Origin of the sequence: Candidatus Koribacter versatilis Ellin345 (genome assembly GCF_000014005.1) — a bacterium.
In the GTDB taxonomy this organism is placed as follows: domain Bacteria; phylum Acidobacteriota; class Terriglobia; order Terriglobales; family Acidobacteriaceae; genus Korobacter; species Korobacter versatilis_A.
Genome location: NC_008009.1, coordinates 4,839,212 through 4,855,808 on the forward strand (window position 1 = coordinate 4,839,212; position 16,597 = coordinate 4,855,808).

Consider the following 16,597-nt stretch of genomic DNA (forward strand, 5'->3'; position numbering starts at 1 on the left):
ATGCAGGTACGCGACCACAAAACGAAAATCGTCGGCACCATCGGCCCTGCTTCGGAATCGCCGGAAATGCTGGAGCGCCTCATCCGCACCGGACTCGACGTCGCGCGCCTGAACTTTTCCCACGGCGATTTCAGCGGCCACCGCGAACGCATCGCCAACCTACGTGCGGCTTCCGACCGCGCCGGCCGCGCCGTGGCTGTCCTCGCCGACCTGCCCGGCCCGAAAATGCGTCTCGGAACGATTCAGAACGAACCGATTCACCTCCGCGCCGGCGATCCCTTCACTCTTACCACCGATTCAATTGTCGGCGACAATCGCCGCTGCTCCATGTCCTTCGCCGCTCTTCCACAGGTGGTGAAACCCGGCGACCGCTTGTATCTGAACGACGGCCTCGTTCATCTTCTCGTCGAGCGTATCGAAGGCACAGACGTCCACTGCGTCGTTGCAGTCGGTGGTGAACTTCGCTCGCGCAAAGGACTCAACCTTCCCGGAATTAACCTCGGCATCTCCGCCTTCACCGAACACGACCGCGACTGCCTCAAGTTCGCCCTCGAAAACGGTGTGGACGCCGTTAGCCAATCCTTCGTCCAAAATGCCCACGACATCGAACTGGTACGCACCGCCGCGGAATCGCTCGGCCATCATCCGTTCATCTTTGCCAAGATCGAGCGCGCCGAGGCAGTACAGAACTACGACGAAATCCTCCGCGCCTCCGACGGCATCATGGTTGCCCGCGGCGACCTCGGTATCGAAGTACCGATGGAAGAGATCGCCGTCATTCAGAAACAACTGATCTCGGGCGCAAATGCCGCCGGCAAGCCCGTCATTACCGCCACGCAGATGCTTGAATCCATGATCACCAATCGCCTTCCCACCCGCGCCGAGTGCACCGATGTCGCTAATGCGATCTTCGATGGCACTGATTGCGTAATGTTGTCGGGCGAATGCGCTGTCGGCCAATTCCCCGAGGAAGCCGTTGCCATGCTCGGGAAGATCGCCGCCGCCACCGAACCCCATCGGCACCGTGCGCATCCCAGTAACGTACACGGCGCCGGTTGGACTCCCAGCACCGCAGCTCAGGCAATGGGAATCCTCGTGGAACGCGCGCTCGAGACAGCGCCCTCCGCCGCGGTCTTCGTTCCAACCCTCAGCGGCGACACCGCGCGTATGATCTCCCGCTTCAAGCCGTCGGTGTGGATCGTCGCGCTGAGCGCGAATGAAAACGTCTGCCGCAATTTGAAATTTTCCTACGGCGTTGAACCCGTCTTCGTTGGCGAAGAGGCCGACGACTGGCGCCCCATCATTTACGACTGGCTCCATCAGCAGCACATCCGCGGCAAGATCGCGCTTCTCGTCGCTGCCGCCTCCACAAAACACCCCGACGCAAGCCATCGCATAGAATTCCTGCGCATACCCGAATCGGTAGCCTCAGCCACTTCCTCAAGGACGACATCATGAGCGACATCAAGAAGATTGCAATCAATACGGGCGGGGGCGATGCTCCCGGGTTGAACGCCGTCATCCACGGCGCGGTGTATGCTGCGCGCCGCCTCGGCTGGGAAGTGTTCGGCATTCGCGACGGCTACGACGGCATTCTTGAACCACATCGCTATCCCAATGGTGGGCTGATCCAGCTGAACCGTGGTGTTGTGCGCGACATCTCCCACGTCGGCGGCACGATCCTCGGGACCACTAACCGCGGCAACCCCTTCCGCCGCGTCATCACCGCCGCCGATGGCACGAAGCACGAAACCGATTGCTCCGATCAGATCCTCAACTTCTTCCGCGATCGCGGCATCGACGCCCTGATTTCCATTGGCGGCGACGGCAGCCTCACCATCGCCAACGGCCTCGCCAAGAAAGGTCTGCGCGTCGTTGGCGTTCCAAAGACCATCGACAACGATCTCGAATCCACAGCAATGACCTTCGGCTTCAATACCGCCGTCTCCTTCGCCACCGAATGTATTGACCGCCTGCACAGCACCGCGCTCTCCCACCAGCGCATCCTGGTCGTCGAAGTAATGGGCCGCTACGCCGGTTGGATCGCCCTGCACTGCGGTGTCGCCGGACGCGCCGATGCCATCCTCATCCCTGAGATCCCCTACAAAATCGAAAACGTGGCGAACGCCCTCAAACTCCGACACCAGGACGGCAAGCCGTACTCCATCGTCGTAGTCGCGGAAGGCGCCAAAGCTCACGGCAAGGATGTCACCATAAGGGAGCGCGAAGTCGGCAAAGCCGAGCGCCTCGGTGGCATCGGCGAGCAGGTCACGCAACAATTACAAAGCCTCACCGGCAAAGAGAGTCGCACCGTTGTCCTCGGTCACCTCCTACGCGGTGGATCGCCGACGGCACTCGACCGCAATTTAGGAGTCACCTTCGGTGCCGGCGCCGTCGAAGCCCTCGCCGAAGGCCGCAGCACCGTGATGGTCGCGCTCCATCCGCCGCATCTAGCCTTCGTCCCGCTCGAAGAGGCCATCGCGAAACTCCGCCTCGTTCCTCCGGACAGCGATTTGGTCCTGACCGCGCGCGCCATTGGCATCGCCTTCGGAGATGAATAAAGCTCGTCGCCGCTCGTGTGGGATAATGCACCCCACCTTCAGCCATGAGCTTCGGGGATCCGGAAGACGATAAGCGCGATATCGGCAGCGACGACTCGCTTCTGCCCACTGCCGGTCAGGCCGAACTAAGTGCGCCCGAAACCGCCGACCACGCCCTCGTCTCCATCCCCAATAGCACTGCGGAACACTTACCGGGACGCACACCCGGCCGTCTCGAGTCCGGTGATCGCCTCGCCAATCGCTTCCGCATCGTTCGCTTTATCGCCAAGGGCGGCATGGGCGAAGTCTACGAAGCCGAGGACGAAGTCGTCCGCGTTCGCCTCGCGCTCAAAACCATTCTTCCCGCTATCGCCGCCAATCCCGACATGGTCGAGCAACTCAAGCTCGAAATGCGCTCGGCGCGCCGCGTCACTCATCCCAACGTCTGCCGCCTCATCGAAGTCTTCGAGGATCGTGATCGCCAGCCCGCCGTGATGTTCCTCACCATGGAACTTGTCGAAGGCGAATCGCTAAGCGACGTCATTCACCGCAGCGGTCCGTTGCCGTTGCCGCAGTTCTACCGCATCGCCGCCCAAATCGCTGCCGGGCTCGACGCCGTCCATCGCGCCGAAATCGTCCACCAGGATTTCAAAACCTCAAATGTCTTGCTCGTTGGATCCGGCGAGAGTACGCGCGCCGTCGTCACCGATTTCGGTCTCGCCGTGAATCTCCAAGCCACCGGACGCGACCGCGGCGTCGCCGGCGGCACGCCCGCGTACATGGCGCCGGAACAGGTCGATGGCAAAACTGAGATCACCCCCGCCGCCGACATTTACGCGTTCGGCGTCGTTCTGTACGAACTCCTCACCGCTCGTTTCCCGATAGCTGCGACCACCCGTCGCGAGGCCCTGGATCGCAAGCTCACCGAGCGTCCGGTTTCGCCCTCGCACTATCGCCCCGACATTCCGAAGTACACCGAGCGCGCGATCCTCAAATGCCTGGAGCGCAATCCACAAGATCGCTTCGCCAGCGTCATGGACGCACTCGCCGCCGTCGAGGGCCGCGCCGAGAAGCGCCGCAAGAAGCTCGCTGCGTTCGCCACGACCGTCGCTGTTCTCCTCGCAGTCGCCAGCTTCGGCGGCTATGCCGCACGCCGATGGTTCCTCTCCCATCGCACGCCCACCGTCGCGGTGCTATCGCTGCACGATGCCTCCGCCCGCACCGAGTCCACGTCCACCGGCACCGAACTCACCGAACTCCTCACCAGCAATCTCGGCCTGTCAAAGGGGTTAACCACCGTCCCTGCCGAAGACGTCTCACTCGCACAAGGCGAGTTTCCGGTCACAGCCAGTGCGAGTTTCGAGCAGGAAGATCTCTCCGCCTTCCGCCGCGCCATCGGCGCCGACTATCTCGTTATCGGCAAATACACGAACGCATCCGATGGCAAGCTCGCCTTTGACCTGAAGCTCGAGCGCCCCGACGGCGGCACTCTCGATTCCATCCACGAAGAAGGCACCGAGCAAAATGCTGGCGCGCTCATCGCTGACGCCGCCTCCAAAATTCGCCAGCGCCTAGGCACCCAGCTTCTCTCCGACAGCGAAACCGAAGAAGCCGAAAACATCTATCCGCGGACCGACGAAGGACGCAAGCTCTACTTCCAGGCACTTGCGCAGTTACGCGCGCTCAACAGCGTCGAGGCCGCGTCGCTCTCCAAGAAGGCCGCCAATGCCGAACCCGACAATCCCTCCATCCACGCCACATACGCGGAGGCTCTTAATCTCCTGAAAAACATGCCGGCTGCGCAGCAGGAAGCGAAACGTGCCGCCGAACTCGCGCAAGGGGGCAAGCTTCCGCCGGAATTCGTCACCTTGTTAGAAGCCCGCTCCGCTGAACTCAACAACGACTGGAAGACCGCGATCCAGAAGCTCGACGCCCTCTTCACCTTCACTCGCGACAACCTGCAATACGGCCTCATGCTCTCGAACGCGCAAACCCTCGGCGCGCAACCTTCCGACGCCCTCAAGACCATCGCCCGTCTCTCCAAGCTAAAAGCGCCTGCTGGCACCGATCCCCGTATCCAAATCGCCGCCGCCGAAACCTACGCTGCCATGGGAAACTACACCGCAGAGATCCAGTCCGCCGAACGCGCGGTTCGTGATGCGCAAGCCCGTTCCTGGCGCATGATGCAGGCCAAAGCCTCTTTGCAACTCTGCTGGGCTTATCAACGCAACGGTGACTCCGCGAAAGCTCTCGCCAGTTGCGACACCGCGCGAACAGTCTTCGCCGACTTCGGCGATGGCGTGAGTGGCGCCGTTGCGCTCAATCGGATCGCCAACGAGCTCGTCACCCGCGGCCAGTACCAGGAAGCCAAGAATGCCTATGATCGCGTTCTCGCCATCGTCACCAAAGCTCAATCGCAGCACGACATGGCGGGTGCACATCTCAACCTCGCGCTGACCTTGTTGAACCTTGGCGACCAGAAAGCTGCGCAGCAACACGCCGGCCAGGCCATCGAGATCGCAGCGCACAGTGGCGATCGCTACGACGAAGCCCGCGCCCGCCTCATCTCTGCCGACCTCCTGCGCGCGAGCGATGATCTTCCCGCCGCCATTCAGCAGGCCCGCCTTGCGCAACAGGTCGCGCACGACGCCCAGGACCGCGACGCCGAAGGCTACGCCCTCAACAATCTCGCGCTCTATCTCCAGGAATCAGGCGACAGTGAAGCCGCGTTCAACGCCGCGCATCAGGCTCTCGATATTCGCAAACAACTCGGCGTCCCCACCAGCATCTCCGTTACTCAAGCCCTACTCGGAGATCTCTACCTCGAGCGCGGCGATCTTCCTCACGCCCGCAGCAGTTACGCAGCTGCTCTCCAATTACAAGAGCCCACCGCGAAGGCCCAAATCGCACAGCTCCAACTCGCCGCGGCGCAGGCAGATTTTCAATCCGATGAATTCGACGCTGCCCTGAAAAATGCCCAAACCGCCGTCGCGGAATTCCAGCGGGAGAAGGATTCCGAAGAGACCATCGAGGCCAACACCCTCATCCTGCGCATTCTCACTCGCAAGAAAGATCTGGCTGCGGCTCGGCCTTACTACGAACAGCTCGCGCAGCAGCCTTCTCAGGACCACGACATCGCCCTCGCCGCTGCGGTCGCGCGCGCTGAGTTTTTGATCGCTTCAGCTCAGCCAGTCGACGCCGCGGCACTCCTCCGCCCATTGCTCGGGCTCTCTGAAAAGCCGAACTACCTGAATCTCGAAGCTCGCCTGGTGCTGGCCCGCGCCCAACAATTTTCCTCGAAACCCCAGTCCGTCACCGATCTTCGCGACATTGCCTCTCAAGCCGAAAAACTGGGCTTTCATCACCTCGCCGCCGAAGCGCGCCAATCTCTCCACTAGCCACATTTGTTGGTTGGAAGTGCCGCCATTCGCGGGTAGAATACCGCGCACTTCCTCTCCCAATATCAGGCCTGCAGTCGTGAGGACGGTACGCCCATGAAGTTCCGCACCCCGCTGATCGCTGGGCTGGCATCTGTTCTGATCTGCACTCTTCTCACCGGCACCGCATTCGCGCGTCGGCGCGGCGATCTGCCCAGTTCACAGAATGGTCCCGGCACCGACACCGATTGCCTCGATAGCGGTTCCACTCCCTATCTCGCATGGCTCGACGGCCACTCCACATCCTGCGTCCTTCCCGGCGATACCACCAAGTCCCCCATTACCTACCCCGATCTATCCGCCTCGTTTTCGATCGGCGGCAACTCCATCAAGATCACGCCGATCGTGTGGGCGAATGGCGGTTTCGCCGGCAGCGTCAAGACCATCCTTCAGGTCAAAGTTGTGCGTCCCTCCGGCTCCAAAACCACAGTCACCGTCAATTCGCTCGTTCTGAATCAGATCCTCACCAACCCGGACTTCGTGGCATGCAGCATGCCCTCGAGCGCGAATGACGACATCAGCACTGCAAACGGCGCCACCATGGGCGCGTGCATGACCTACCGCCTCATGACGTCGCCGGTCCTCACGAACGCCAACCCCACCTACAACAACGGACACCTGCTCATCGCAGAACCCGATCCTGTCGTGCCCTCTGACAACACCATGACGCGTTGGGATTTCGTCGGCTTCACCCAGGACCAGACATTCTTTCTCGTCGTTGACGGCGTGCTCAACAACAGCAAGCTGAACGCTGTGTTCACGCAATTCCAATTCGACTTCACCGGCTTCTATAACCCACTCGACCTGTCTGCATCGCAAGTCAGCATTTCCGCTACGGTCAACGGCAAATCCACGACTCTCGGCGCACTCGCGGTGCCCACGTCGTCCGCTGCTCCCAACGATCTGACCAGCACCGCCATTCCCGTTACCGCAGGCGGATTCACCGACTATCACGACACTGCCAACGCGAACCCGCAACCCGGCAACGCGGCGACCAACCAGAACGATCCCGTTCCTCCCTGCTTCGACGGCGACACCACCTCCACCGACCACACCCAGGTCAACCACAGCGTTTGGTATCGCATCGATCCGCAGCACAACGGCAGTGCCTACGTCAGCACCGATGGCAGCCGCTACGACACGCGCATCTATGTCTTCACTGTTTCCGCCGGAAGCCCGGTCCTTGTCGCTTGCAATGACGATTCGACCGTCGTGCACAACGTGCAATCCGACACCACGTCCTTCGGAATCTCCACCGGGCTTGTCTACTGGATCGAAGCCAGTGAAGGGCCCCGCCCGCTCGGCACAATGCTCGATACCAATGGCGATCCCGAATTCGATTCCGGTTCGAACTACATCAATGCTCTTGTCCCCGGATCGCCACATCCGGTACTGAACTTCGCCGTCATCAGCCAGGGCCTCACGCCGACACCCGCAAGCGTGAGCTTCTCCAATCAAACGGTGAACACCACCAGTTCGTCGCGAACCATCACGCTCCTCGCATCCGGGAACGATCTCAATTCAATATCGCCGAGCATCAGCGGCAACTTCGCGATCAGCGGCGGAACTTGTACCTCAACTCTGAGTTACAACACCACCTGCACCATCACCGTCACATTCAAGCCCACCGCTCTCGGCACGCAGACAGGAACACTCACCGTCTCTTCGTCCGGAGCGATTGGTCCTCTCAAGGTTCCACTCAGCGGCACTGGCGTCGCTGTTTTCACCGCGCTGCCAATTTCCATGAGTTTTGGCAACGTGTATGTCGGCAAGAACACCACGCTCAGCGGCGCGATTCTCAACAACTCCGCTTCGAGCGTCTCTCTCTCCGCGCCGGCAATTGCCCCAGCCTCGACAGACTTCACCCTCGGCACAACCACGTGCGGTAGCAGTCTGCCTTCGCATGCCTCCTGCACATTCCAGGTAGAGTTCACGCCAACGAGTCAGCGCAATGAGAACGCAACTCTCACCTACACTTCCGGCGCAAACACCGCTTCCGTCTCGCTACGCGGCTCCGGACTCTCTGCGCTCGCCGTCTCAAGTTCTACGATCAGCTTCGGCTCGGTGACCAAAAACACTTCGAAGATGCAAACCGTGTTCGTCACCAACAACACTGCTGCCGTGATCACGCTCGGCAAATCCATCGGACCAACAGGAACGGCATTCTCGTTCTACGGCGGGACCTGCACCACGTCGCTTGCGGCCCACGCCGCCTGCACTCTCGGCCTCGTATTCAAACCAACGGCCACCGGACCGCAATCTGCAAACCTGGTTCTTTCCGGCGGCGGTTACGCCGCCTACGCCACGCTTTCAGGAACGGGCCAATAACGCTCTGGAGGAACGCACTCGTGAATCGCATCGTCGGTGTGCTTTGCGCAGCAATGTTGATGGGTGGAACCGCGCTCGCCCAAACGAACGAAGCCGCAGCCACGGTTGCTCAGCCAACCGTTCCTCGCCTCATCCGCTTCGCCGGACAAATCGCGCCGGAAGCCGCGCCATCCTCCACCGTCGCGCGCGGAATCACCTTCAGCCTCTATCGTTCCGAGAACGACACATCTGCGCTTTGGACTGAAACCCAAAACGTCTCGCTCGAAAAAGACGGCAAATACACTGTCCTTCTCGGCGCCACGAAATCCGAAGGTCTTCCCGCGGACATCTTCACTTCTGGCGAAGCGCAATGGCTCGGTATCCGCGTCGAAGGTTCTCACGAGAAACGCGTCCTCCTCGTCAGCGTTCCCTACGCGCTTCGCGCCGCCCAGGCCGACACTCTCGCTGGACATCCCGCCCTCGACTTCGTCACCACCGACAAACTCACCACCGTCGTCAAAGAACAAATCGCGCAGCAGACCACGACCCTCGGCAAAGGCCGCACTGCTGCTGGCGCAATTAAGAACGCAGTTTCCGCCACCCCGACGAACTTCACCGGGAGCACCACCGACCAGATCGTCGGCGTCACGCAAAGCAGCACCGGCATGGGAATCAATGTTTCCAGCGGCACTGGCTACGGCGTGTACTCGAAGAGCACCGGCAGCGCTCTCTACGGCGTCAGCACCTCAACGTCGCTCGCCGCCTACGGTGTCTTCGGATCTTCAGCCTCTGCCGCCGGCTACGGCGTCTTCGGCTCCAACACTTCGCCGACCGGCACCGCCGTCGGCATCCGCGGTACCTCGAGCTCGCCCGGTGGCATCGCGGTGTACGGCACCGCAAACACGGCCACCGGCACGGCAACCGGCGTGAAAGGAATTACCCAATCGCCAGACGGTTACGGCGTCTTCGGCCAGAACACTGCCACCACCGGCGTAGCCATCGGCTTCCGCGGATCAACCGCATCCACGGCGGGCGTCGCGATCTACGGCACCGCCACCGCCACCACCGGCGCCACCACTGGCATGCGCGCCACGGTCGCCAGCGCTAACGGCGTCGCCGCTCTCTTCCTCAATAGCGCGCACGGGAAGCTCCTCAGCGGCATCGTCGGAACGAGCACCGAAGTGTTCAGCGTGGATGGCGCCGGCAACATCGTCGGGGGATCGCTCAACGCATCATTCGTGCAAGGTGCCTCAACTACCCTTGGCATTTTCGGCGGATTATTTAGCGGCGCCAATGGCGGCGGCACAGCCGTCTCCGCCAACGGTGGCGCGGCCGCTGCCTCCGCAACCACGGCCGGCGCGGGACTCGTCGCGACCGGCGGTACGCTCGCCAGCGGCGTGACCAACGCCACCGGCGGCGACGGCGCCGATTTCTACGGTGGTGATGGCGATTCCGGCACCGGCAACGGCGTCAGCGGAACCGGCGGCAACGTCGCGAATGCCGCGGCGATCACCGGCGGATACGGCGGATACTTCATCGGCGGCGGCCCCAATGGCGACGGCCTCTACGCCGCGCCCTCCATAGGCGGCACCGGCAACGCCGCTACGCTCGACGGCAACGTTACTGTTACCGGCCTGCTCACCACATCGTCCGCCGCGCGCATGCAAATCGACGATCCGCTCGATCCCGAAAGCAAAATCCTCGAGCACAGCGGCATCCAATCGTCAGAATTGTTGAACGTATACTCCGGCAACGCGACCATCGGCGCCAATGGCCGCGCTGCCATCAAGCTGCCCGCGTGGTTCGAGGCTGTTAACACTGATTTCCGCTATCAACTCACGCCCATCGGCGCGCCCGCTTCGCTCTACGTCAGCGCACCGATCGCAAAAGGCGCGTTTGAAATTGCAGGTGGCACGCCGGGCATGACCGTCTCCTGGCAGATCACGGCGGTCCGCAAAGATCCGTATCATCTCGCGCACCCGCTACAAGTCGAAACCGACAAAACCGCGGCGCAGCGCGGCCTCTACCTTCATCCGGAAGCCTACGGTGCCTCGCCCGACAAACGCCTCGGCGCTGTTCAACATTTACCGACCAATCGCAAACCGCGCGCGGCGAAAGGCGCTGTTTCAAAAGCTCCGCAGGACAACTAGACCGCGGGAAAGGATCTCGTCACGCACTCGGCGCCTTCGCAAACGTCAGCTTCGTCAGTGGATGAAGCTCCCAAACCGTTCCGGCATTCATACCAAGTTTGCCGCGTCCGCCACCCGGGTCACTTCCCTGTTCGTGCGAGGCATCGAAGAACAGCTGTCCGGTCGCACTCACATACGGCGGATGGGTCATCGGGATACCCTTCGAACTCGGCTCTCTCTGGGGATCGTGCAACAACTTTTCCCGCACCCAGGCACGAATCGCTGTCGCTTGCTGCTTTAGCGTCGGATCATCAATAAAATCCGGATTCGGCGCTTCCACAATGATGCAATTCTTGCCATCGCTCTGGCTGGCGCTGATTTGGATGTGGTAGTCCTCATCGCCGGAAGCGGTCTTCTCAAACGCCACGAGTTGCAACCAGCCATGGATGGTAATAATGTCGCCTTCCGATGGTTCGCCGGCTTTCCCGGGAATCCGATCGTGGTCCCGGTCAAAACCGGCAGGAATCTCCGGCTGCACTAGCGCAAGGAACTTGTCGTATTGCAGCGAGTGGTGCTTGCCAGTACTCACCACGCTGGTCTTGATCGCCCACCGCTCCTTGCCCGGCTTTGCGAGAGAGGTGCTCGAAACAACGAGCACAGCGAGGACAGCCACCATAATTCCGCGACGCATATCCGCCTCCAGTCGCGCACATTCTGGCACGTCGCCGCAACTCGTCAAGCCGGAACTCGGACGCTGTCCTACTTCGCACTCCCGTTCGGGCGTTCAAGTCAATCTCGCCATCGAATACTGGCGTGGCCTTCCTTCGCCCGCTATGCTGATCTCCACGCTTGCATGCAAAACGTAAAGGTTACCGGGAAGGGCATGAAGAAAGAGGCCGTCCCGGCCCGCACCTTCTTTCTTCTCGCTCGGAAATCGCCGACTGCGGTCATCTTCCGCCGCGGCCCATCAGATTGGGTTCAACTGGTCAAGTGGAACACCCAGACCGATGAATTCGAGCCCGGCCAATGGTTCCGTGGACGAATCTACGAACGGCGTTGCGACCTCTCGCCGAACGGCGAACTCCTCGTCTATTTCTGCTCGAAATACAGCCGACGCCGCTTGGAAGAAGCCAAGCAATTGCACAGCGATCAAGCCGATGGGCGGGTTGGCAAACAACGCCTTCTAAAACGCAAGTTCTGCACCGAGTACACCTACGCCTGGACTGCCGTCAGCCGGCCGCCGTATCTCACCGCGCTCGCCCTCTGGCCCAAGGGCGACTGCTGGCATGGCGGCGGATTGTTCGAATCAAACCGCAGACTCCTGCTGAATCATCGCCCCATCGCCGCCGTTCCCCATCGCGACCACCTCCCTACGCATCTGCGGGTCGAGCCCAATCCCGCAGCGTGCGGAGAAGACGACCCGCTCTTCTCGCAACGCCTCGCGCGCAACGGATGGAAGGTGAAACAAGAATGGCTCGTGAAGCAGCACCGCCCTCATCGCTTTTTCGAGACCGCTCAACCAGAGATCCTCGAGAAACTCAGCCCAAACAAAGAACACGCCATCCGCCTTACGCGCAGCTTCGATCGCCTCGACTGCTCCGAGGAATTCGAGGTGTCCGCTCACGGCAAAAACTGGAAAACCAAGCTTGACGCAGTTAGTTGGGCGGAATGGGACCATCAAGGCAGGCTCGTCTTCGCGCGAGACGGGAAGATCATCGCGGCTTCAATTGCTAAAGACGGTCTGCAAGAAACCGTGCTGATCGATTTGACAAAGTCAAAACCCACGCCGATGCCTGCACCTGAGTGGGCAAGTAAGTGGTGACGTGGGCCTGGGTGCCCCATGTCTCGCGATTTTCGAGACATGGGAAACCACGACTTCAATCGAATTCACTCGAACAAAACTCTGCTTCGTCCTTTGTCGCGACTAGCCAGAAGAAACCACTTCACCGGATTCTTCACAATTCGAACCAGCGCACGCTCTACCGGACACGACAGCTTTAGTCCGCACGGCATTAAGTGATATTCCGCGTCTCTCGCGTCGATCAGAAGCCATACCATCGCGAACGTCTCGCTCGAACTCATCCCGATCGCACGGAGTTCAATTCCAAATCCTCGATTCACGCCTGTCGCGTAGTGATCGCTAGCCGATCGGGTTTCGTCTCGCCGCGAGCCCCGCACCGAATAAAGGTTCCTTCCCGTCACCACAAAATCGTCAGCACGAATCCAGCGGATAGCGCCCGGATAGCCGTTCTGCACTAGGAAGGTCTGCAAACGCTGCGTTGCTTCGGCGAGCGTCGGAGGAGTATCTATCTGGCTCATTGGCTCATTCCCGCACCGCGGCCCGCTTGACCCGGTCCCGCACGCCTTCCCACTCCGGCGTCTCCGGCACTTGCTCCACCGCGATCCAATCAAATCCGCCGTCATCCGCGCGGTGCAATTCGTCGTAGAGGCGCGCCGCGTATTTTTCCGCGGAAGCCGGCATCTCCACCACAGTGAGGTTGGGGTGCCCCATCCTACGCGCAGCGTAGGGTGGGGATTTTCGTCCGTAACTCAGATAAATTCCGCGTCCGTCGCGCGGCACTTCCCCGTCTTTCACCAGCAAAAGCCGCGTCCGCGGGCTATAGTGCCGCGGATGCATCCCCGGCGACGGATGCGCGCCCTCCGGCGCTTCGTCGGCGTCGCCGATCGGCCCAATCACCGCCTCGATTTGCGCGCGCGTCACTCCGCCCGGACGTAACAAAACCGCCCGCGGCCCTGCCAGTGAAAGCACCGTGGATTCAATCCCCACCGCGCACGGACCGCCGTCGAGCACCATCTCCACCGAGTCGCCGAGACTTCTCCGTACGTGTTCCGCGGTGGTGGGCGAGATTTGCGTGAAACGGTTCGCGCTCGGCGCGGCCAGCGGCACGCCTGCCGCGCGAATCAGCGCCTGCGCCAGCGGATGGTCCGGCATCCGCACGCCAACCGTGGGCAATCCCGCGCGGACGATGGGAGGAACCACGTCGCGCGCCGGTAAAACCAGCGTCAACGGCCCCGGCCAGAACGCGCGCGCCAGCGCGTCCGCGGCATCGGGCCATGCTGTCACCAGCGATTTCGCCATTTCCACCGAGTCCACATGGACGATCAGCGGACTCGTCGCGGGCCGTCCCTTCGCCGCGTAAATCCGCGCCACCGCCTCGGCGTCCAGCGCGTTCGCGCCCAGCCCGTACACGGTTTCGGTCGGAAACGAAACAAGCCGCCCGGCCTTCAGCAGGCGCGCGGCGGCTTGGATTTCTGCGGGATCGGTCACTCCCGCATTGTAGTTTGTGCGCAGCGGCTACTGCACGTTGACGATCGCCGTGGTGCGGCCGTCGCCCTTGTACTTGTCCACCGCGACTACGGTAATGCGGTGCTGTCCGGCGGAAAGCGTGAAGCTTTTCCCGAGCTGGTCGTTCCACTTCTGGTACTTCTTCACGCCGTCGATCCACACCTCCATGCGCACGATCCCCGACGGTGAATTGCCGCTGGCGCGCAGGGTAAACGTGCCCGGCCACGAGCTGCCGGTTGGCGAGCAGATCTTCGCCGCAGGGTTCGCCGCTGTCGGCGGCGCGCAGTTGGTGTAGCCATTGGTCGCCAAGCCTGATACAACATCACCGCCGATGGTGTCACTGAGCGCTACGTCGTGCCGAGAGTCGAGGTTGAGATCGCGGTAGAACATATCCGAGGTTACGTCACCGGAAGGCCCGCTCATCAGCGCGCTGAAGCCCCCCTTGCCATTGCCGAACGCCACCTCGGAAAAGCCGCAGAAATGGCTGGGCCCCACGAGGTTGATGTCGATGTTGCCATCGCCGTTGATGTCAGCCGCGACCGGGTAGGCGGCGCTGCATCCGCCAAAGTTGGTCCCGGAGACCAGCGTAAACTGGGCCTTGCCGTTGTTCTTGTAAATGTACAGACGGTTGTTATTCGGCCCGCCGCAGGCGTCACCGCAGACGTTGGACCACACCAGCGCCAGGTCGAGAATGCCATCGTTGTTGAAGTCGCCGGTGGTCACGTCATTGAAAGCCGCGCCGCTCGGAGGGAGGAGGCTCATCGGCGTTCCGAAGGTGCCGTCGCCCTTGCCCGGCCAGATCAGCGCCTTGGTGCCCTCGGCATTCACGATGTCGAGTTTGCCGTCACCGTTCAGGTCGGCGAGCACGGGCGGGCTAGTGGGCTTTGACATGTTCAGTACCTGGCCCTTGGTGAAGGTGCCGTTCCCGTGGCCCATGTACACAATGAACTGGTCGGTTTGGACGCCGTTATTGAACATGCGCTCTTCCACTACCAGGTCGATGTTGCCGTCGTTATTGAGATCGCCGGCTGATACCCAGATGGGCTGGCCGGTGACCTTCGGAATCGTCGTCCCCATGCGAAAGGTGCCGTTGCCGTTGTTTAGCAACACCGCGGTTTCGCCATCAGTTACGCCGGCTTCATTGGCAATCGCGGTCACGATGTCCGGCCAGCCGTCGTTGTTCAAGTCGGGCGTTTCGATGTGCGTAGGCGAAAACGGCAGCGCGTAGGACACAGGTGAATTCACGTAGGTGCCACGGCCGGTGGCGAGCCATACGTCCACGGCGTTCTCGGTGCCGCCGACAAGGTCAGGGTTGCCGTCGCGGTTGAAGTCGGACGAGGCGACCGAGTAACCCTGGGCGCCGGACGTGGTCAGGGTGGTGTAGTTGTAGGTGATCGGCGATGTTCCGTTGTAACTATTGGCGGCTTGCGCCCCGGCAGCAACGGTCAACGCTGTGCTGCAGACGAGTGTCAGCAGACGAGTGATGATACGCATGGGCCCTCTCAGTTCGGGAACAGTTCTCCTGAATCAGAGACGCCCGCTACGAGTGGAGTTGCCATGCCTCAGATGAATTGGGGATGAAACGACGCGATTGCGCCGCGAACTCATCTGACTCTCAAAACCGCAGCGACAAACAGCTCAATCCGCCGTCCATCTTCTCGAATTCCGACATCTCCAGCAGCAGCGGCTTAAACGCGCGGCACTCCAACTCGGCGGTTAGCTTCGGAAATCCCTCTGCCACCAGTACGCAATCGTTCACGCGCACGCAGTTGGCGCCGTAGTGTTCGTCAGGCGAAACGCGAATTAATTCATATCCCTGGAACTGCGGGAGATCCGCCATTTCTTCCCACACCACCAATGTGTTCTCGCCGATGTAGGCAATGCCGCTCTTGAGGTGCAGGATGGATTGCATTTCGCGGATATCAACGACCGACGCTGTGTAGCCGAGCGCCTCGAGAAACATGCCGAGCTGCTGCACACCCTCTTCATTGCTTCTCAGCGAAAGACCGAGAAAGAAATGCCGTCCCACCTCGCAGATGTCGCCGCCATCGAGTGTCCCGGGCTCATTAATCGAGAGCACCGAGGGAAACCCACCGCCACGGATTTCCGCTGCGATCGCCTCCACTTCACCCGCGCGCGATGCCGCGCCGGGCCGCGTGAGGATCGCTGCCTCCGCTGTCAGCACTGCCGCGTCTTCCACAAACGTCGAATCCGGATATCGCAAGTCCGCCGGGAGGACAGTCACCTGCAGCCCGCACTCTCGCAGCGCATCGCAGTAGCGTGCGTGCTGTTGAAAAGCGAGTTCGTAGTTGGGTGCGCCGAGTTCGGCCGTGGTCAGCCCCTCGGCAAAATTGCTCCCCGGAATTCGAACGATTGCCTTTGTGAAATGCGTAGCGGCCATGTGATTTAGAATTTTGGAAATTCTAAATCATGCGCCTTGAACCACTCAGTATCGCCGCCGCACCCGCGCTCCTCGCGATGATGCGCCTCATGCAAATCGACGACCCATGGTCTGTCCCGTTCGACGAAGCGCGCGCACTCGCCGCCGTCGAACTCATGCTTCGAAATCCGAATTTCGGACTGGCGTGGTTTCTCGAGCACGATGGGCGTCACATCGGGTACATCGTCCTGTCGTGGGACTACAGCCTCGAGTATGGCGGCCGCAACGCGTGGGTCGATGAGTTCTTCATCTTCTCCGAATTTCGCGGGAAAGGCTTCGGAGCGCAGGCGCTTGAACTATTCGAGCAGGAAGCCCTCGCGGCCGGTGCAACCGCGATTCACCTCGGCGTGAATCCCGGCAATCCAGCCGAGCACCTCTATCGCCGCAGCGGTTTCGTCGGACATCAGCGTTACCTGATGACCAAGTTCCTGAGTTAA

At 61.3% G+C, this 16,597-nt stretch carries 12 protein-coding genes; 7 read left to right on the forward strand and 5 right to left on the reverse strand.

What is annotated here, in order from left to right; genetic code table 11:
* The 5 genes from pyk to ACID345_RS21230 all read left to right on the forward strand — a co-directional run bounded on the left by pyk (position 1) and on the right by ACID345_RS21230 (position 10,434).
* A complete protein-coding gene (gene pyk, locus ACID345_RS21210) occupies positions 1-1,458 on the forward strand; it encodes a pyruvate kinase (protein WP_011524884.1) in 1,458 nt (485 codons plus the stop codon).
* A complete protein-coding gene (locus ACID345_RS21215) occupies positions 1,455-2,561 on the forward strand; it encodes a 6-phosphofructokinase (protein ID WP_011524885.1) in 1,107 nt (368 codons plus the stop codon). Before pyk ends, ACID345_RS21215 begins: the two co-directional genes overlap by 4 nt.
* Positions 2,562-2,605: 44 nt before the next feature.
* Positions 2,606-5,938 carry a serine/threonine-protein kinase gene (locus tag ACID345_RS21220; RefSeq protein ID WP_011524886.1) on the forward strand — a complete coding sequence of 1,111 codons (3,333 nt, stop codon included), beginning with the start codon at positions 2,606-2,608 and terminating at the stop codon, positions 5,936-5,938.
* Between the two features lie 96 nt (positions 5,939-6,034).
* The gene (locus tag ACID345_RS21225; RefSeq protein ID WP_011524887.1) at positions 6,035-8,305 is read left to right on the forward strand and encodes a choice-of-anchor D domain-containing protein; all 2,271 of its coding nucleotides are present in this window, start codon (positions 6,035-6,037) and stop codon (positions 8,303-8,305) included.
* A gap of 20 nt (positions 8,306-8,325) precedes the next feature.
* The gene (locus tag ACID345_RS21230) at positions 8,326-10,434 is read left to right on the forward strand and encodes a hypothetical protein (protein WP_011524888.1); all 2,109 of its coding nucleotides are present in this window, start codon (positions 8,326-8,328) and stop codon (positions 10,432-10,434) included.
* Between the two features lie 19 nt (positions 10,435-10,453).
* On the opposite strand, the gene ACID345_RS21235 is transcribed toward ACID345_RS21230, so the two are convergent.
* Positions 10,454-11,104, reverse strand: a complete 651-nt coding sequence (locus tag ACID345_RS21235; RefSeq protein WP_011524889.1) for a hypothetical protein — start codon at positions 11,102-11,104, stop codon at positions 10,454-10,456.
* Between the two features lie 162 nt (positions 11,105-11,266).
* On the opposite strand from ACID345_RS21235, the gene ACID345_RS21240 reads away from it, so the two are divergent.
* Positions 11,267-12,235, forward strand: coding sequence for a hypothetical protein (locus tag ACID345_RS21240; protein ID WP_011524890.1), 969 nt, complete (start codon positions 11,267-11,269; stop codon positions 12,233-12,235).
* Positions 12,236-12,300: 65 nt separating this feature from the next.
* On the opposite strand, the gene ACID345_RS21245 is transcribed toward ACID345_RS21240, so the two are convergent.
* From ACID345_RS21245 to ACID345_RS21260, 4 genes are all read right to left on the reverse strand, one after another.
* Positions 12,301-12,732: a hypothetical protein gene (locus ACID345_RS21245; protein ID WP_041855965.1), complete on the reverse strand. Its 432-nt coding sequence runs from the start codon at positions 12,730-12,732 to the stop codon at positions 12,301-12,303.
* Between the two features lie 4 nt (positions 12,733-12,736).
* A complete protein-coding gene (locus ACID345_RS21250) occupies positions 12,737-13,702 on the reverse strand; it encodes an L-threonylcarbamoyladenylate synthase (RefSeq protein WP_011524891.1) in 966 nt (321 codons plus the stop codon).
* A 27-nt stretch (positions 13,703-13,729) separates the two neighbouring features.
* Entirely contained in the window at positions 13,730-15,214 is a 1,485-nt protein-coding gene (locus ACID345_RS21255) for an FG-GAP repeat domain-containing protein (RefSeq protein ID WP_011524892.1), read from the reverse strand.
* A 121-nt stretch (positions 15,215-15,335) separates the two neighbouring features.
* A complete protein-coding gene (locus ACID345_RS21260) occupies positions 15,336-16,121 on the reverse strand; it encodes a dimethylarginine dimethylaminohydrolase family protein (protein WP_011524893.1) in 786 nt (261 codons plus the stop codon).
* 29 nt (positions 16,122-16,150) lie between these two features.
* Here ACID345_RS21260 and ACID345_RS21265 point away from each other — a divergent pair, with 29 nt between their 5' ends.
* Positions 16,151-16,597, forward strand: a complete 447-nt coding sequence (locus tag ACID345_RS21265) for a GNAT family N-acetyltransferase (protein ID WP_011524894.1) — start codon at positions 16,151-16,153, stop codon at positions 16,595-16,597.

Bases quoted from the DNA above. Each gene is read 5' to 3' on its own strand.
- ACID345_RS21255 (WP_011524892.1), bottom strand. From the start codon at position 15,214: ATGCGTATCATCACTCGTCTGCTGACACTCGTCTGCAGCACAGCGTTG.
- ACID345_RS21265 (WP_011524894.1), top strand. From the start codon at position 16,151: ATGCGCCTTGAACCACTCAGTATCGCCGCCGCACCCGCGCTCCTCGCG.
- ACID345_RS21215 (WP_011524885.1), top strand. From the start codon at position 1,455: ATGAGCGACATCAAGAAGATTGCAATCAATACGGGCGGGGGCGATGCT.
- ACID345_RS21225 (WP_011524887.1), top strand. From the start codon at position 6,035: ATGAAGTTCCGCACCCCGCTGATCGCTGGGCTGGCATCTGTTCTGATC.
- pyk (WP_011524884.1), top strand. From the start codon at position 1: ATGCAGGTACGCGACCACAAAACGAAAATCGTCGGCACCATCGGCCCT.
- ACID345_RS21260 (WP_011524893.1), bottom strand. From the start codon at position 16,121: ATGGCCGCTACGCATTTCACAAAGGCAATCGTTCGAATTCCGGGGAGC.
- ACID345_RS21245 (WP_041855965.1), bottom strand. From the start codon at position 12,732: ATGAGCCAGATAGATACTCCTCCGACGCTCGCCGAAGCAACGCAGCGT.
- ACID345_RS21240 (WP_011524890.1), top strand. From the start codon at position 11,267: ATGCAAAACGTAAAGGTTACCGGGAAGGGCATGAAGAAAGAGGCCGTC.
- ACID345_RS21220 (WP_011524886.1), top strand. From the start codon at position 2,606: ATGAGCTTCGGGGATCCGGAAGACGATAAGCGCGATATCGGCAGCGAC.
- ACID345_RS21235 (WP_011524889.1), bottom strand. From the start codon at position 11,104: ATGCGTCGCGGAATTATGGTGGCTGTCCTCGCTGTGCTCGTTGTTTCG.